At 65.4% G+C, this 16,090-nt stretch carries 15 protein-coding genes; 7 read left to right on the forward strand and 8 right to left on the reverse strand.

Features of this window, described 5'->3' with window-relative positions:
• Positions 1-142 precede the first annotated feature (142 nt).
• From hemC to RFM41_RS08530, 6 genes are all read left to right on the forward strand, one after another.
• Positions 143-1,066 carry a hydroxymethylbilane synthase gene (hemC, locus tag RFM41_RS08505; RefSeq protein ID WP_320247541.1) on the forward strand — a complete coding sequence of 308 codons (924 nt, stop codon included), beginning with the start codon at positions 143-145 and terminating at the stop codon, positions 1,064-1,066.
• A gap of 1 nt (position 1,067) precedes the next feature.
• Complete coding sequence (locus RFM41_RS08510; RefSeq protein ID WP_320247539.1) at positions 1,068-1,781, forward strand: uroporphyrinogen-III synthase; 714 nt, start codon at positions 1,068-1,070, stop codon at positions 1,779-1,781.
• A gap of 105 nt (positions 1,782-1,886) precedes the next feature.
• The gene (locus tag RFM41_RS08515; protein ID WP_320247537.1) at positions 1,887-3,353 is read left to right on the forward strand and encodes a phage tail protein; all 1,467 of its coding nucleotides are present in this window, start codon (positions 1,887-1,889) and stop codon (positions 3,351-3,353) included.
• Between the two features lie 10 nt (positions 3,354-3,363).
• Positions 3,364-4,932 (forward strand): heme biosynthesis protein HemY, encoded by a 1,569-nt coding sequence (locus RFM41_RS08520; protein WP_320247535.1) that lies wholly within the window; start codon positions 3,364-3,366, stop codon positions 4,930-4,932.
• A gap of 50 nt (positions 4,933-4,982) precedes the next feature.
• Positions 4,983-5,462 (forward strand): tellurite resistance TerB family protein, encoded by a 480-nt coding sequence (locus RFM41_RS08525; RefSeq protein WP_320247533.1) that lies wholly within the window; start codon positions 4,983-4,985, stop codon positions 5,460-5,462.
• Between the two features lie 18 nt (positions 5,463-5,480).
• On the forward strand, positions 5,481-6,197 hold the full coding sequence (locus RFM41_RS08530; RefSeq protein WP_320247531.1) for a glutamine amidotransferase: 717 nt from the start codon (positions 5,481-5,483) through the stop codon (positions 6,195-6,197).
• Between the two features lie 158 nt (positions 6,198-6,355).
• Here the strand turns inward: RFM41_RS08530 and RFM41_RS08535 are convergent, their stop codons facing one another.
• On the reverse strand, positions 6,356-6,622 hold the full coding sequence (locus tag RFM41_RS08535; protein WP_320247529.1) for a hypothetical protein: 267 nt from the start codon (positions 6,620-6,622) through the stop codon (positions 6,356-6,358).
• Positions 6,623-6,788: 166 nt separating this feature from the next.
• Between RFM41_RS08535 and RFM41_RS08540 the strand changes: the two genes are divergently transcribed.
• A complete protein-coding gene (locus tag RFM41_RS08540) occupies positions 6,789-7,019 on the forward strand; it encodes a hypothetical protein (RefSeq protein ID WP_320247527.1) in 231 nt (76 codons plus the stop codon).
• Between the two features lie 86 nt (positions 7,020-7,105).
• Here the strand turns inward: RFM41_RS08540 and RFM41_RS08545 are convergent, their stop codons facing one another.
• The 7 genes from RFM41_RS08545 to RFM41_RS08575 form a co-directional block, all read right to left on the reverse strand.
• Positions 7,106-8,347 (reverse strand): MFS transporter, encoded by a 1,242-nt coding sequence (locus tag RFM41_RS08545; RefSeq protein ID WP_320248073.1) that lies wholly within the window; start codon positions 8,345-8,347, stop codon positions 7,106-7,108.
• Between the two features lie 150 nt (positions 8,348-8,497).
• Positions 8,498-9,598: an aminotransferase class I/II-fold pyridoxal phosphate-dependent enzyme gene (locus tag RFM41_RS08550; protein WP_320247525.1), complete on the reverse strand. Its 1,101-nt coding sequence runs from the start codon at positions 9,596-9,598 to the stop codon at positions 8,498-8,500.
• 150 nt (positions 9,599-9,748) lie between these two features.
• A complete protein-coding gene (locus tag RFM41_RS08555; protein WP_320247523.1) occupies positions 9,749-10,210 on the reverse strand; it encodes a Ros/MucR family transcriptional regulator in 462 nt (153 codons plus the stop codon).
• A 202-nt stretch (positions 10,211-10,412) separates the two neighbouring features.
• Positions 10,413-11,117 (reverse strand): ROK family protein, encoded by a 705-nt coding sequence (locus RFM41_RS08560; RefSeq protein WP_320247521.1) that lies wholly within the window; start codon positions 11,115-11,117, stop codon positions 10,413-10,415.
• A gap of 15 nt (positions 11,118-11,132) precedes the next feature.
• Positions 11,133-12,509 carry a glucose-6-phosphate dehydrogenase gene (zwf, locus tag RFM41_RS08565; RefSeq protein ID WP_320247520.1) on the reverse strand — a complete coding sequence of 459 codons (1,377 nt, stop codon included), beginning with the start codon at positions 12,507-12,509 and terminating at the stop codon, positions 11,133-11,135.
• 13 nt (positions 12,510-12,522) lie between these two features.
• Positions 12,523-13,536 carry a phosphogluconate dehydrogenase (NAD(+)-dependent, decarboxylating) gene (gene gnd, locus RFM41_RS08570; RefSeq protein ID WP_320247519.1) on the reverse strand — a complete coding sequence of 338 codons (1,014 nt, stop codon included), beginning with the start codon at positions 13,534-13,536 and terminating at the stop codon, positions 12,523-12,525.
• A 56-nt stretch (positions 13,537-13,592) separates the two neighbouring features.
• The gene (locus RFM41_RS08575; RefSeq protein ID WP_320247517.1) at positions 13,593-16,001 is read right to left on the reverse strand and encodes a glucan 1,4-alpha-glucosidase; all 2,409 of its coding nucleotides are present in this window, start codon (positions 15,999-16,001) and stop codon (positions 13,593-13,595) included.
• Positions 16,002-16,090: the final 89 nt, after the last annotated feature.

Consider the following 16,090-nt stretch of genomic DNA (forward strand, 5'->3'; position numbering starts at 1 on the left):
AGCGGCGGCTTTCTGCGCTTCCGGTGCTCACGTACCTTAAGTACGCTCCGCTCCGGTTCTCGGAAGCCACCACTTTCGGCTCGGCCGACCTGAATCTCGACAGACCTCGGCCAATGACGGGGGTTATCACGGACCGCGCGCCATGCAAACTTTGAAAATCGGAACACGCGGGAGCCCGCTGGCGCTGGCCCAGGCGCATGAGACGCGGGCGCGGCTGATGCAGGCGCATGGGCTGCCCGAGCAGGCATTCGAAGTGATCGCTATCTCGACCAGCGGCGACCGCATCCAGGACCGGCCGCTCTCGGAAGCCGGCGGCAAGGGCCTGTTCACCAAGGAAATCGAGGAAGCGCTGCTCGACGGCCGGATCGACATCGCCGTGCATTCCTCGAAGGACATGCCGACGGTGCTGCCCGACGGATTGGAGCTCACGACTTTCCTGCCGCGCGAGGACGCGCGCGACGCCTTCATCAGCAAGAGGGTGAAGCGGATCGCCGACCTGCCGCATGGCGCCACGGTCGGGTCGTCGTCGCTGCGGCGCCAGGCGCTGCTGCGCCGCATGCGGCCGGATTTCAAGGTGGTGATCTTCCGCGGCAATGTGCAGACCCGGCTGCGCAAGCTCGACGAAGGCGTCGCCGAGGGCACCATCCTCGCCTATGCCGGGCTGAAGCGGCTCGGGCTCGAGCATGTCGTCACCGACCTGATGCCGCTGGCGGATTTTCCGCCGGCGCCGGGACAAGGCGCGATCGGCATCGAAACGCGCGTCGGCGACCGCGATGTCGAGAGAATGCTGGCGGCGATCCATCACGTGCCGACCGGCCAGGCGCTCACCTGCGAGCGTGCCTTCCTGGCCGCGCTCGACGGCTCCTGCCGCACGCCGATCGCCGGCCATGCGACGGTGTTGGGCGAGAAACTGTCTTTCGACGGGCTGATCATTTCGCCCGACGGCACGGAATCGCATGAGGTCCGGCTGGAAGGCGAGGCCGCGGATGCAGCGGAGATCGGCTTGGATGCCGCGCGGACGGTGCGCGCCCGGGCTGGTGCTAAATTCTTCGACGGCTGGGCCTGACATGGTCCGCGTCCTGGTGACGAGGCCGGAGCCCGGCGCGTCGCGCACGGCACGACGCCTCGAAACCCTGGGATTCCAGCCTGTCCTGCTGCCGTTGACCGAGACGAGCGCATTGCCGGTCGAGGCGACCATCGGCGGCGATGCCGTCGCGGTCGCCGTCACCAGCGCCAATGCGGTGCGGCATGCGCCGCAAGCGCTGGTCGCGGCGCTTGCTGGCCTGCCTTGCCATGCGGTCGGGAAAAGGACAGCGGAAGCTTGCCGCGCGGCGGGATTCCTCTCGGTCACGGAGGGGCCCGGCGACGCCGAGGCGCTGGCCGACGCCATCGCAGGCGGCCTTGCCGGCAAGGCAATCGTCTATCTCTGCGGCCGTGTCCGCTTCCCGGTGTTCGAGCAGCGGCTGGCGGCGGCGGGCGTGCAAGTCCAGGCGATCGAGACCTACGACACGGCCGGAATCGACTATGACGATGCCGATGTGGTCGCCCGGCTGTCGGGCCGATCGGTCGAGGCAGCGCTGCTCTATTCGGCCAAGGCCAGCGCGGCGCTGGTCGGCCTGATGGCGCGGCCGACCTTGCGTCATCTTTTCGGAAAAACGCAATTCCTGGCGCTCTCGGTCCGTGTCGCCGAGCCGGTGGAAAGGGTTGCCGGCAACAGGGTCCGCATCGCATCCAAACCCGAGGAAGACGCATTGCTGGCGCTTTTGTCGCTGCCCGGCTGAGCCGCGTCATCACACCGCCCCTTTTCACCGCTTGGTGATGTGCTAGAGCATCCTGACGCTCTGGACCCTTTGATCAATCCTCAAGCCATTTTGCGGAGCCCAAGCATGGTCAAGACGCCGAAGATGCGACATTCGAAGACCCGGCGCGAGCCGGTGACCATCGAACTTGAGCCCGGCGCCGTCTCGCGAATCACCGACGAGGATGCCGCAAAGGCCGAGACCGCGCAGACTGACGAGGCGAAGGCGGAAGAGGCTACCGCCGGCTCGCAGCCGGAAGCGCCGGAAGAGCCGATCCATGCCGAGCAGGCCGATATCGAGCCCTGGGAGCATAGCGACGCCCAGGCGGCGGTCGACAAGCCCGAGACCGGCAAGGACGAGCCGGAAAAGCCTTATCCCGACGGTTCGGATGCACCGAAGAGCCAGCCCAAGGGGTTCGGGTACAATTTCGAGGACGCGTCCGCGCCTGGCGCCAGCGCCTCGGGAGCCAAATCAAGCGAGACACGAAGTGAGACCCAGGGCGAGGATCGCGTGCCGCAGCCATCGCGCAGGACCGGCGTCAACACACTTGCCGCGGGCGTCATCGGCGGCGTGATAGCGCTTGCCGGCGCCGGCCTGCTGCAGGCGGTCGGCATGCTCGGCGCGCCGGGAGCGGGCGGTGGGTCGCTGGACGGCGTCAATGGCGAGATCGCTTCGCTGAAAAGCGAAATCGCTGCGCTGAAGGAAAGCGGCGACACCGGAGCCGCCGCCAAGGTCGACGGCCTTTCGTCGGCGCTCGGGCAGGTCAAGACCGATGTCGCGGCGCTGAAATCCTCGGCTGGACAGGGCAGCGACGGCGCCGCCCTCAAGGCGCTTGGCGACAAGGTCGGCCAGATCGAGACGACCGTTGCCGAGTTGCAGAAGAACAGCAAGGTCGCACCTGTCGATCTTGGTCCGCTCAACGAAAAGATCGCCGGGCTCGCCGCGCTGGTGAAATCGACCGGCGACGCGGCCAAGGCCGATGACAGCCGGGTCGCGGCGCTGGAACAGTCGGTGTCGCAGCTTTCCGGCAAGGTCGAGGCGCAGGCTTCGCAGCCCAAGATCGCGCTGGCGATCGCGGCCTCGGCGCTGAAGTCGGCGCTCGATCGCGGCGCGCCGTTCGCGACCGAGCTCGACACCTTCGCGGCGATCGCGCCGAATGCGCCGGAGCTCGCGGCGCTGCGCTCCTATGCCGAAAAGGGCGTGCCGACCCGCGCCACCATCGCTTCGGAGGCCGATGCCGCCGCCAATGCCATGGTCGAGGCGGCAAAGCCGGCCGACCAGAATGCCGGCTTCTTCCAGAGCCTGGTGTCGAGCGCGGAATCGCTGGTCAAGGTGCGGCCGGTCGGTGCCATCGAAGGCAAGGGCGCGCCGGAAACCGTCGCCCGCATGGAAGTGGCGCTCAACCAGGGCGACTACGCCAAGGCGCTCAGCGAATATGACACGCTGCCCGACGCCGCGAAGGCGGCCGGCGCCGATTTTGCCGGCAAACTGAAGGCGCGGCTGGAGGTCGAAAAGCAGCTCGAAGCGCTGATTGCCGGCGCGACGAAGGCGTGAGGACGACAAGATGATCCGCCTCCTCACTTTCCTCGCCGTCGTCTTCGCGCTGGGGCTCGGCTTTGCCTGGCTGGCCGACCGGCCGGGCGAGATGATCGTCACCTTCAACGGCTACCAATACCAGGTCACGCTGATGGTGGCGGCGGTGGCGATCGTCGCCGTGGTCGCCGCGGTGATGATCGCCTGGTGGCTGGTCAAGTCGCTGTGGAACAGCCCCTACACGATCTCGCGCTATTTCCGGGTGCGCCGCCGCGACCGCGGCTACCAGGCGCTGTCGACCGGCATGATCGCCGCCGGCGCTGGCGACGGCGCGCTGGCGCGCAAGAAGACCAAGGAAGCGGCGAAGCTGATCAATTCCAACCAGGAGCCGCTGATCAACCTGCTCGACGCGCAGGCCTCGCTGCTCGAAGGCGACCATGAGGGCGCGCGGGAGAAATTCGAGCGCATGCTCGACGATCCCGAGATGCGGCTGCTCGGCTTGCGCGGGCTTTATCTCGAAGCCGAGCGCCTCGGCGACCGCAATGCCGCGCGCCACTATGCCGGCCGCGCGGCGGCGGTGGCGCCGCAGCTTGCCTGGGCGGCGGAATCGACGCTGGAGGAGCTGACCGAACGCGGCGACTGGGACGGCGCGCTGAAGCTGGTCGAGGCGCAGAAGTCGACCAGGCAGATCGAGCGCGACGCCGCCAACCGCCGCCGCGCCGTGCTGCTCACCGCCAAGGCGCAGGCGCTGGTCGACAGCGATCCGAACGCGGCCCGCACCGCGGCGCTCGAAGCCAACAAGCTGGCGCCCGACTTCGCGCCGGCAGCGGTGATCGCCGCCGACCTGGTTATCCGGCAAAACGATGTGCGCAAGGGTTCGAAGATCCTGGAGGCCGCCTGGAAGGCCGAGCCGCATCCGGATATCGCCGAGCTCTACACCCATGCCAGGCCGGGCGACGCCGTGCTCGACCGCCTCAACCGGGCGAAGAAGCTGCAGGAATTGAAGAAGAACCACGCCGAGTCGTCGATGGCCGTGGCGCGCGCGGCGCTCGACGCGCAGGATTTCGCCACCGCGCGGCGCGAGGCGGAGGCCGCGATCCGCATGGATCGCCGCGAGGGCGCCTATCTGCTGCTCGCCGATATCGAGGAGGCCGAGACCGGCGACCAGGGCAAGGTGCGGCAGCTTTTGTCGAAGGCGGTGCGCGCGCCGCGCGATCCGGCCTGGGTGGCGGACGGCGTCATCTCTGAGCGCTGGGCGCCGGTGTCGCCGGTCACCGGCAAGCTCGACGCCTTCACCTGGCGCGCGCCGATGGAGCGGCTCGGCCAGCTGATCGACAGCGACGCGGATGTCGTGGTGCCAGCGATCACTGCCGCGCCTGCCGCCGCACCCGCTGAAAAAGCGATCGATATCGTTGCCGATGCGCCCGTCGAAAAGCCGGCAGCGGCGAACGGCGGCGAGAAGGACGGGGCCGTTGCGGAAGCCGTCCGCGAGGCCGAAACCAGCGGACGGGGCTCGGAGCTGCCGCCTCTGCCGGACGATCCCGGCGTCGCGCCGGAAGAAGATGTGGATAAATCGCCCCGCCGCTTTCGTTTGTTTTGAGGCCCGACTTGGCGGACAAGAAAGATTTGGTGGGCAGGGAAAAAACATCGATGTTCGAGCGCGTATTGTCCTTCCTGAGGGATCTGCCGGCCGGCGGCGAGGCCAAGCCGAGCGCCGACGATCCGCGCGTCGCGGCCTCGGCACTGCTCTATCACGTGATGAACGCCGACGGCGTGCGCCAGGATGTCGAATGGGAGCGATTCAAGCAGATCCTGGCCGAGACCTATTCGGTGAGCGGCGAGGAGCTCGATGCGCTGGCGGCGGCCGGCGAGCGCGCCGACAATGAGGCGATCGACCTTTACGCCTTCACCAGCGTGCTCAAGCGCGATCTCGACGCCGAGGCGCGCAAGGCCTTCATCGGCCTGATGTGGGAAATCGTCTATGCCGATGGCGAGCTGCACGAGCTTGAGGACAACACCGTCTGGCGGGTCGCCGAGTTGATCGGTGTCGAGCGTCGCGACCGCATCGAGGCGCGCCGCAAGGCGGCGGCCGAGGCGCCCGGCGCGCGGGGCAACTCGAGCGACGAATAACAGGACCCTTCGCCTTCCATGCCACCCAGACCGAGGCCGAGACCAAAAATCCTGATAGTGCTGCATCAGGAGACGTCGAGCCCCGGCCGCGTCGGCCATATGCTGCTGGAAGAAGGTTTCGATCTCGACATCCGCCGGCCGCCATTGGGTGACGAATTGCCCTGCACGCTGGACGGTCATGCCGGCGCGGTGGTGTTCGGCGGGCCGATGAGCGCCAATGACGAGGACGAGTTCGTCCGCCGCGAGACCGACTGGCTGGAAATCCCGCTCAAGGAAAACCGGCCGTTCCTCGGCATCTGCCTCGGCGCGCAGATGCTCGCCAACCATCTCGGCGGCAAGGTCGAAGGCCATGGCGAAGGACTGGTCGAGATCGGCTGGTATCCACTGAAGGCGACCGAGGCCGGCAAGAAACTGCTGCACTGGCCGGAGATGGTCTACCAGTTTCACCGAGAGGGCTTTTCGCTGCCAAAGGAAGCGACGCTTTTGGCAACCGCGGAAACCTATCCCAACCAGGCGTTCCGTTACGGCGAGAATGCCTGGGGCATCCAGTTCCATGGCGAGCTGACAAGGGTGATGATGCAGCGCTGGGTGGTGCGCGGCGCGCATCGCTTCGAATTGCCCGGCGCGCAGCCCGGCCGCGACCATCTCGGCGGCCGGTTGATCTGGGACATGCACCTCAAGCGCTGGCTGAGCGAGTTTTTAGGGCTGATCTTCGGCAGACCGGCGGTGGGATAAGGCAAACCGTATTGCTTCGAACGGCTGTGCTCGACCCAAAAATTACCTAAAGCGCGTCGCGCTGAACCGGATTCAGGCAACGCGCTTCAAGTCTATGTTTTGATGCATGTCGTCGTCCCAGAACCGCTGCACACTTCTGGGCGACATGCATCAGGCCTTCAAGGATCTTGCTCGCTGGTAAGCTCCTGTATTTTCTCGAGGAGGTTTTTGACGAGTAGCTGGTAGACGCGTGTCAGTTCGTCCGGCGACAATTCAACTCGGATGTCGTACTTGCCGGAATAGGTCACCTGCAGATCGACTGTTCCGAGCAGCGTCGTTGCGCCATCGCGAATGTCGGTCGCTACGATCATGTTCGCCAATGGCTGATCCAGCAGAATGACGCCTGGTTCTCCGGGATGATTGTGCGTCGTCGTACGTATTTTCACAACGTAACCCTCCTGTCAGGTGAGAGCCCGCCTCTCCACATGGGCATCGGGCCCTGTCCAAAATAGAAGCCATCCCCTCGAAACGCGAGGAACAAGAAATGGATGGTATCGGCGCGGCCACGAATCTGTGTTATGCGCCGCCCCGATCAATCGAAGGACGACAGCTGTGAGCGAACTGACCCTGGCCGAGGCGACCGAAAATATCTATGCCTCACTCCGAGCCGACAATGCCGACCTCGATGCGCATATCGCGGCGCTCAAGGCGGTGCTGGCACGCGAGGGGAAGAAACAGGCGGTGTTCGACCCGACCAAGTTGGCGCAGGGCAACCGCTCCGGCCGCAAGCTGATGCAGGCCTATTTTCGGCAGCGCGGCGTCAGCGTGAGCTTTTCGGAGTAGAAGCTACTCCCGACATTTTCTCATTGGTCGAGGGCGACGCCTGACGGGCCGAACGTCGGATCCCGCGGCTTAGATCCGGCGCCCAATCAGTTGCGGCTGTTGAGATGCCTTACCTGCCGCAGCGGGGGGAACAGATAGGCCCACAGGCCGGCAACCGCGATGGCGCCGATGCCGCCGATCACCACGGCGGGAACGGTGCCGATCAGCGCCGCCATGGTGCCGGCGCGGAACTCGCCGACCTCGTTGGAGGCGCCCACGAAGACCTGGTTGACGGCGTTGACGCGGCCGCGCACCTCGTCGGGCGTCCAGAGCTGGATCAGCGTCTCGCGGATATAGACGCTGAACATGTCGGTGGCGCCGAGCAGGGCGAGTGCCACAATCGACAGCCAGGTGATGGTCGAGAGGCCGAACAGCACGGTGAAGGCGCCGAACAGGGCGACGAAGCCCAGCATGATCTTGCCGGCGTGGTCGCGGATCGGATGGCCGGCGAGCCAGACGGCGACGCAGATGGCGCCGATGCCGGGCGCCGAGCGCAGCAGGCCGAGCCCCCAGGGCCCGAGATCCAGGATGTCGCGCGCATAGACCGGCAGCAGCGCCGAGGCGCCTGACAGCAGCACGGCGAAGAGATCGAGCGAGATCGCGCCGAGTACGATCTTCTCGCCCCAGATATAGCCGAAGCCGGCGAACAGCGTCTGCATCGTCGGCTTGTCGGTGGCCGTCTGCTGGGCGGGCTTGGGAATGGTGAAGATGAGCACGGCGGCGGCGAGCATGAGGATGGCAGCAGTGGCGTAGGCGACTTCCGCCGAGACGCCGTAGAGCAGGCCGCCGGCGACCGGGCCGACGATGGTCGCCGTCTGCCAGGCCGACGAGTTCCAGGCGATCGCGTTGGCGAAATCCTCCTGCGGCACCAGATTGGCGAACAGGGAGGACGAGGCCGGGCCGTAGAAGGCGCGGGCAATGCCGAACATCACCAGCACGATGAAGATCGGCAGCGGGCTGGTCAGGCCGCGCAGGGCCAGAAGCAGCAGGGCCAACGCGCAGCCGGCCTCGACCAGCGTCGCCAGCGTCATGATCAGGCGGCGGCCGAAGCGGTCGGCGACCACGCCGGTGACCAGCACCAGAAGCAGCGAGGGCAGGAACTGGACGATGCCGACAATGCCGAGGTCGAACGGATCGCGGGTCAAATCATAGACCTGCCAGCCGACGGCGACCGACACGATCATGGTGGCGAAAGTCGTGAGGAAGCGCGCCGTCCAGTAGCTGAGGAACGGGCGGTGCCGGAACGCGGCGTAGCGCTGGTCTGGTGACGTTGCTTCGACGGTCATGATTCGAGGGCCCCGTTGCGACGATGGCCGGCGGGGCACTTCCACGGGTGGGCGCTGGTCCGGCCGCAACCCTTTAGCCCAGTTCGTTTCGCCATGCGCGCAAAAAATCCGCGCTGGATCGAAGAAAATCGAAATTTTCTACCGGGATACGGCTCAGCCCCTCAGAGCGGCCGAGATGGCCGCTAGCCCGCCTCGCAGCTCCGCTTCGCTTGGCCAACCGAAGCCGAGGCGGAAGAAGCGTTTCGGCATCTCGAACCAGTGACCGGGACCGATATAGGTGCCGTGCTCCTCCAGCAGCCTGGTGTAGAACTTGTCCAGGTCGAAGCCGGCATCGACGTTGAGCCGCGGGAAGCCGACGACGCCGCCTTGCGGCCGCACCCAGTCGACCAGCTCCTCGCCGTCGATCCAGGCTTGCACAATGTCGCGGCGCCTGGCCATGTCGGGGAGCAGCGATGCGAGAAAGCCGTCACCGCGTTCGAGCGTGGTGCGGGCGATCGCTTCGTCGATGACGCTGCCGCAAATGCCGATCTGCTCCTTGGCGGCGAGGAAGGTTTCCTGCAGCTCCGGATCGCGGGTTATCAGCCAGCCGACGCGGATGCCCGGTATGCCGAAAGCTTTCGATAGCGAGCAGACGCTGATCGCGCTTGGGCTAAGCGAGGCCGCTGCCGGCAGGCGTTCGACATAGGAGAGGTCGCGATAGGTCTCGTCGACCAGCAGCCGGCACTTGTGGCTTTCGGCAAGCGCGATCAGCGTGTCGAGGTCGGCGCGCGTCATCATCGTGCCGGTCGGGTTGTGCGGGCAGGTGACGCTGATCAGTTTCGTGTTCGGCCGCAGCTCCGCCTTCACGCGCTCGATATCGACGGCAAAGCCCTGGTCGAAATCGAGGTCGACATAGGAGATGGCGCAGCCGATCGCCTTGGGCGTCTCGATGTTGGTGGCGTAGTTCGGCCGCACGACCACGAGATGGTCGCTGGCTGACAGCAGCGACGTGGCGATGATGAACAGCGCGCCGGCCGCCCCCGCGGTCACCAGCACATCATCAGGGGAAACGCCCTTGTCCTGTCCGGCGATCAGCGCCCGCAAGTCCTTGTCGCCGCGATGCTCGCCATAGAACAAGGTGAGGTCCGGCAGCGCGAGGCCAATGTCGGAGAGCTTCTGGTCGGCGATCGAGCTTTCGGAAAGGTTGTAGCGGATGCGGTCGTAGCCGTATTCCTCCGGCGCTTCCTTCTCGATCACCATCCTGGCGTAGTTCATGGCCGGCTCCCCCGATAGATCATCTCGCCGTTTCGTGGAAACTGCGAGATGATTTATCCAAGCCATAAAAGCAGGAAGCCTGCCAAGGCGGATTCCTCGGCAGGCTTGCCTAAACCATTGGTGCAGACGCGTTATTTCAGGCGAGCGATTTCAGGCGGGCGCCTTGGCCTTCCTGCCCTTGGCGGGCTTCGCCGGCTCCGGTTCCGCCTTGCGGCCGAGGCCGATCGACTTGGCGAGCTGCGAGCGCGAGGCCGCATAGTTGGGAGCGACCATCGGGTAGTCCACCGGCAAGCCCCATTTGGTGCGATAGGCTTCGGGCGTCAGGCCGAAATGCACGCCGATATGGCGCTTCAGCGATTTGAACTTCTTCCCGTCCTCGAGGCAGATGATGTAGTCCGGCGTCACCGAGCGCCTGGGATTGACGGCGGGGACCGGCGGGGGCGCGGCGGGTTCCGCCGGCTGGCTGATCCCGCCGATCGATGAGGCGACGCTGGCGATCAGTCCGCCCAGGTCCGCAGCGGGCAGGCGGTTTTTCGCCACATAGGCCGATACGATGTGAGCTGTGAGCTCGAGCAGGTCGACTTCCTTGGCTGTGCTGGTGTCCTCGTCCACGTAGTCCCTCCATTTGTGCCGCAAGGCCGCGAACGGGTTTTCGCGGTGTGCAATATCAAAGCGCTGCGAGCGTTATTGGCGAATTCTGAAAAGCCGCAGGGGTCCGCAGGCCGGCGAATTCCTAGTCGGCAAATCTGCGCGACGCAACGTTTGTCGCGTCAATACACGCTGTTTTGAACAATTATACTGAAATGTAACAATATCAGACGATCAGCGCCTTGTCGCGCCATAGACGAAACCCGCCCTCGAAAGCGCGAGTGTTGTCGCCACGCCGGGATTTTTCAGGCAATGCATCGAGCTTGTCGACATTGCCGCCGCCGATCACGACATAATCCGGCTGCAAGGCGGCGCGAAGCCTGTCGACGACGTCGAAAACGTATCTGCGCCACTTCTTCTTGCCGCGTTTCATCAGGCCACGCTCGCCGACATAATCCTCGAAGCTCGCGCCCTTCTTATAGGGCAGATGGGCAAGCTCCATCGGCTGGCCGACATTCTTGATGATCATGGCGGCTCCAAGGCCAGTGCCGAGGCCGAGGAACAGCATGCGGCCGCCGTCATAGCTGCCGATCGCCTGCATCAGCGCGTCGTTGACGAGCTTCACCGGCTTGCCGAAGGCGGCGGTGAAATCATAGCCGTTCCAGCCCTTGCCGAGATTGAAGGGATCGAGCGAGGGCTTGTTGTCGCGCACGGGGCCGGGATAGCCCATCGAGATGACGTCGTAGTCCAGGCCTTCGGCCAGTTTCTTGACCGAAGTGACGACCTGGTCCGGGGTCAGGCCCGGCCCCGAGGGGGTGCGGCGCATCTCGCCGCCGGCGCTGGTGAGGATCTTCACATGCGAGCCGCCGACATCGATGGCGAGAACGATCGGATCGCTGCCCGCCGGCGCCTTCTTTGCTGTTTTCGCCATCTTGTCCTCCCGAAGCTACTTCGTCGGATTGATCCAGCCGTCGGGCGGGCCGAAGCCGTGCATGGCATCGGCCGGTCCCCAGGTCCTGGGCGCATAGATCGCCGGCGCCGTGGTGTCGCCGAGCACCGGTCCGACGATGCGCCAAGCAAGCTCGGCCGCGTCCTGGCGCGTGAAGAGCTGGCCGTTGCCGTTCATGGCATCGCCGATCAGCCGTTCATAGGGCGGCATGTCGCCCTTGGTGTCGTCGAGCGCGGTCAGTTCGACCTGCTCGCCGATCATGTCGTCACCGGAGACCTTGCGCTGGGCGCCGATCGAGATCGCGACCTGCGGGTCGATGCGGAAGCGCACATAATTGGCATCTCCCGGCTTGATCGGGTCGAAGACGTCGAGCGGCGGCCGCTTCAGCCGCACGATCACCTCGGTCGCGTGCACCGGCATGTTCTTGCCGGCGCGGATGAAGAAAGGCACGTCCTGCCAGCGCCAGGTGTCGACGAAGAAGCGCACTGCGGCGAAAGTCTCGACCGGCGAGTTCGGCCGCACACCCGGCTCGGCCAGATAGCCGTCGAACTGGCCACGCACGACATCGTCCTTGGTCAGTGTGCGGATGGCGCGCAGCACCTGCACCTTTTCGTCGATCAGGTCGTCGGCCGACCGGCCGACCGGCGGCTCCATGGCCAGGAGCAGCAGGATGTTGAGCAGGTGGTTCTCGATGACGTCGCGGATGCAGCCGACATCGTCATAGAATTTGCCGCGCCCTTCGACGCCGAAATCCTCGGCCATGGTGATCTGGACGCTTTCGACGAAGTTGCGATTCCAGATCGGCTCGAGGAAGGAGTTGGCGAAGCGGAAATAGAGCAGGTTCTGGATCGCTTCCTTGCCGAGATAATGGTCGATGCGGAAGATCGACTGCTCGTCGAACACCAGATGCAGCACCCGGTTCAGCCAGCGCGCCGACTGCAGATCGTGGCCGAACGGCTTTTCCACCATCAGCCGCGCGCCGCGCGCCGTGCCGGATTGCTCAAGGCCTTGCACCACCGTCTCGAACATGGTCGGCGGAACGGCCATGTAATGCAGCGGCCGCTGCGCGGAACCCAGCGTCGTCCTCAATTTCTCGAAGGTCGCGCTGTCGCGGTAGTCGCCGCTGACATAGCGCAGCAGCGACGCGAGCTTGGAAAAGACCTTGTCGTCGATGCTGCCAAGTGCTGTGACAATGCCGTCGCGGGCGCGGTCCACCAGCTTGGGGAGCTCCCAGGGTTCGAAGGCGACGCCGATCACCGGCTCGGTCAGCGTGCCCTTGGCGACCATCTGGTAGAGCGCCGGGAAAATCTTCTTATGCGCGAGATCGCCGGTCGCTCCGAAAAGCACCAGCGTGTCGGACCTCTCCTGGCTCATGCAGTCTCTCCCCTCACGCGCTGGTCTTGGGCTTTTCGACATGGCCGCCGAAGGCATAGCGCATGGCGGACAGGAGCTTGTCGGCGAATTGCGATTCGCCCTGCGAGGAGAAGCGGTCGAACAGCGCCGAGGACAGCACCGGCGCAGGAACGCCTGTGTCGATAGCCGCCTTCAGCGTCCAGCGGCCCTCGCCGGAATCGGAGACGCGGCCGCCGTACTGGGCAAGCGCCGGATCGCTCTTCAAGGCGCCGGCGGTGAGATCGAGCAGCCAGGAGCCGATGACGCTGCCATGCCGCCAGACCTCGGCGACCTGCGGCAGGTCGATGTCGAACTGGTAGTATTGCGGGCTCTCGAGCGGGCTGGTCTCGGCGTCGGCGGTGCGCTGCCTTTTGCCGGCATTGGCCGACTTCAGGATGTTCATGCCCTCGGCATAGGCGGCCATGACACCGTATTCGATGCCGTTATGCACCATCTTGACGAAGTGGCCGGCGCCGCTCGGACCGCAATGCAGGTAGCCGAAAGCCGCCGTGCCGTCATCCTTTGATGGATTGGCGCCGGCATCCGCGCCCGGCGCCAGCGTGGCGAAGACCGAATCCAGATGCTTCACCGCTTCGTCGGGGCCGCCGATCATCAGGCAGTAGCCGCGCTCCAGGCCCCAGACGCCGCCGCTGGTGCCGACATCGACGAAGTTGATGCCCTTCACCGCAAGCTTGGCCGCCTGGTCGACGGCGTCATGATAATAGGAATTGCCGCCGTCGATGATGATGTCGCCCGGCTCCATAAGTGCCGCGACCTGGTCGACGATCTTGCCGGTGATCGCGGCCGGCAGCATCAGCCAGGCGCAGCGCGGCTTGGCGAGCTTGCCGACGAACTCCTCCAGCGAGGCGGCACCGACGGCGCCGTCCTTGACCATGCTGGCGACGCTTGCCGAATTGATGTCGTAGACGACGCATTCATGGCCGTCGCGCAACAGGCGCCGCACCATGTTGGCGCCCATCCTGCCCAGTCCCATCATTCCGATCTGCATGGTTTCATCCCGATTGCTTGAGGAAAGAAGAAATCTACTGGCCCTGCTGCGTCGATTTATGACGCGTCGATGCCGACGCTGAAGTCGACATTCTCCCAACGCATCGCCTCGGGCCAGAAAAAAGTGAAAACGATCGCGGTTCCCGGCTTCAGGCGGTTAACGGGCAAATCCACCAGATGGATGCCGAATGCATTCTCTGCCGTCCTGCTGTCCTGCACGGTCAGCCATTTGTCACTGCTCCAATGAACGACGCCCGGCGCCGACAATTCGACGCGCAGCGCCTTGCCGGCAGGGATGGAGCGGATCTTGTTGTTGAAACGCCAGATCCGCAGCGACGATACCGTCCTGCCCTTGATGTAGCGTTCGACGCCCTGCGGCGGCAGGTCGAAGACGGCGCCATCGCGCAGCGAGCGCAACAGCTTGATGTGCTCGGCATGCGCCCAGACCAGCGGCATGGCGCTGCCGGAAGGGGCGCCAAGCCGCAATTCGCGGTCCGGCATGTCTGGGCGATCCCAGACCTGCTCCGGCAAGAGGCCGCCCACGCCGGCCGAGCGTTCGAAGGTGTCAAGCAGTTGCGCTGCTTTGTCCTTGCGGCCGGCGGCCAGCTCGTAATGGGCGCGCTCGCCGGCAAGCAGCGGCCACGCTCGTCCCTTGCCGGTGCCGTCGAAAGGCGCACCATCCTCGTGCTCGCCATAGCCGTCGCCGCTATAGCGGTACCAGAGCCGCCCTTGCGGCAGGTCGCAGCGCAGCTCGGCGTCGATCGCCTTGACGGTGTTGAGGATGCGCGAGTCGTCCGCCGCCCTGAGCCCGAAACGCACCAGCGCCAAGGCGTCCGGGCTGATGATCGCTTCGGCCGGCTTGTCGGTATCGCCCGGCGGCCGGTTCTTGATCGGCACGAAACCGTCCTTGGGCGAGGCGGCGCCGCCATCGTCGGGCGGTGCGATACGGATATAATAGCCTTCGATGCCTGCCCTGGCGCTTGCCTCAGTGCCAGTGACATAGGTCCAGCGCTCGACCTGGTCGTTCCAGCAATCGGCCGTTTCGCGAATATATTTTGCCGGCTCATTTTTTCCGCAGGCATCCAGCATATCGGCGGCGGCGAGCAATCCCGCTATCTCCACGGCCAGCGTGAACGGGCTGTAGCCGGCATCTTCTTCCCAGCGATCCTCGCCAGTGACCGGGCCGTTGCGCGCGACATAGGCGGCCGCGTTCTCGATCATGGCCAGGAAGTCGGCAAGCCTCGACTTCGGCAAATGGCCGGCGCGGCGCAAGGCGTCGGCGAGCAGCAGCGGAAAGGCGCATTCGTCCATCTGGATACCGGGCCAATAGGCAGTGCCGTCGGACCAGCAATTTTGCGGCCAGTGGCCGTCCGGCTGCTGGATCGAACGCAGATAGGTGAGGATCTGCAGCGCCTGCCTGCCGTCGCCGGCGGCCAGGAAGCCGCCCGCCGTCTCGACCAGGTCGCGCGGCCAGACGAGATGATAGCCGCCGAGATCGTCGTCGCCCTTGTTGAAGCCCCAGGGGATCGACAGGCTGGCGACGGCGGCGCCCGGTCTCGCGATCGACAGATGCGTTGCCAGCACCGCCGAGCTGGCGCGGTAGGTGTTCAAACCCGAGGCGCCGCGGCGGTCGAGTTTTTCCAGCCCTGCCTGGAATTTCCGCCAGTTCTCGACATAGGTCTTGGCCGCCGGCTCGAAACCCTGTTCCAGGCTTGCAAGAGCGAACTCGGCGGCTTCCTCGGGCGAAGCGCCGAAGCTGAGCGCAAGCAACGCAACCGTCTTGCCGGCCGAAAAGCCGATCTCGCCGGTGAGCGCGACATTGCCGTTCTCGGCTGTATGGCAGGAAGGCTCGAGCGCGCCGTTATCGTGCAGCTGCTGCCAGCCGTCTGAGACGCCGACATAGCCGGCCGAGCAGGCACCCCAGGGCAAGGAGGAGGCAAGCGCCAGCGACACGCCGCGTCCGGTGGCGAAAAGGATGCGCTGTCCCTTGTGCTCGCCGATCCAGGCTGTGTTGCCCATGCCGGCGTTGACGAGATGCGGTGCCAGCAGCGCGTAGACGCGATAGCCGGTAGCCTGGCCCTTGATCGCGGTGAAGCTGGTTTCCTGCAGCAGCACAGGTCGTTTCGAATCCGTAACGATGCGCTTCTCGAGGCGGTAAGCGCCGTCGGAAGCAGTGTTGGTCAGCCGGTAACCGGGGACACCGTCCTCGAAAGGTTCGACGGTATGGGCCGCATCACGCTTCTCTTCGGAAAAATAACCGCCGGGGCCGGTGACGATCAGCCCCAGGTCGCGCGTGCAGGCGCTGTCGAGGCGCGGATAGTAGATTTCGTTCAGGATGCCGTGGCTGGTGGTGAACCAGAGCGGGCTTTTTGCCGAAAGGGCGGTGCCTACGCCGCTCTTGGCGCTTGATGTCCAGCGCGCCGGAATCCCGGGCGCGCCTTTAGCAACGGTCGGCGTCACTGCCATGCATTGGCCTCCTGCCACGTTCCTAGACCAGGAATCGCCGCCTTTTCAATCGTGGCACCGCAAGTTGATCGGCCAGCGCCAATGCTTTG

The sequence above is a fragment of the Mesorhizobium vachelliae genome, assembly GCF_033977325.1.
Lineage (GTDB): Bacteria > Pseudomonadota > Alphaproteobacteria > Rhizobiales > Rhizobiaceae > Mesorhizobium > Mesorhizobium vachelliae.

What these genes read in the sequence shown, in the direction of transcription:
- RFM41_RS08575 (WP_320247517.1), bottom strand. Translation starts at nt 16,001, where the DNA reads ATGGCAGTGACGCCGACCGTTGCTAAAGGCGCGCCCGGGATTCCGGCG.
- hemC (WP_320247541.1), top strand. Translation starts at nt 143, where the DNA reads ATGCAAACTTTGAAAATCGGAACACGCGGGAGCCCGCTGGCGCTGGCC.
- RFM41_RS08560 (WP_320247521.1), bottom strand. Translation starts at nt 11,117, where the DNA reads ATGGCGAAAACAGCAAAGAAGGCGCCGGCGGGCAGCGATCCGATCGTT.
- gnd (WP_320247519.1), bottom strand. Translation starts at nt 13,536, where the DNA reads ATGCAGATCGGAATGATGGGACTGGGCAGGATGGGCGCCAACATGGTG.
- RFM41_RS08520 (WP_320247535.1), top strand. Translation starts at nt 3,364, where the DNA reads ATGATCCGCCTCCTCACTTTCCTCGCCGTCGTCTTCGCGCTGGGGCTC.
- RFM41_RS08550 (WP_320247525.1), bottom strand. Translation starts at nt 9,598, where the DNA reads ATGAACTACGCCAGGATGGTGATCGAGAAGGAAGCGCCGGAGGAATAC.
- RFM41_RS08510 (WP_320247539.1), top strand. Translation starts at nt 1,068, where the DNA reads ATGGTCCGCGTCCTGGTGACGAGGCCGGAGCCCGGCGCGTCGCGCACG.
- RFM41_RS08515 (WP_320247537.1), top strand. Translation starts at nt 1,887, where the DNA reads ATGGTCAAGACGCCGAAGATGCGACATTCGAAGACCCGGCGCGAGCCG.
- zwf (WP_320247520.1), bottom strand. Translation starts at nt 12,509, where the DNA reads ATGAGCCAGGAGAGGTCCGACACGCTGGTGCTTTTCGGAGCGACCGGC.
- RFM41_RS08525 (WP_320247533.1), top strand. Translation starts at nt 4,983, where the DNA reads ATGTTCGAGCGCGTATTGTCCTTCCTGAGGGATCTGCCGGCCGGCGGC.
- RFM41_RS08530 (WP_320247531.1), top strand. Translation starts at nt 5,481, where the DNA reads ATGCCACCCAGACCGAGGCCGAGACCAAAAATCCTGATAGTGCTGCAT.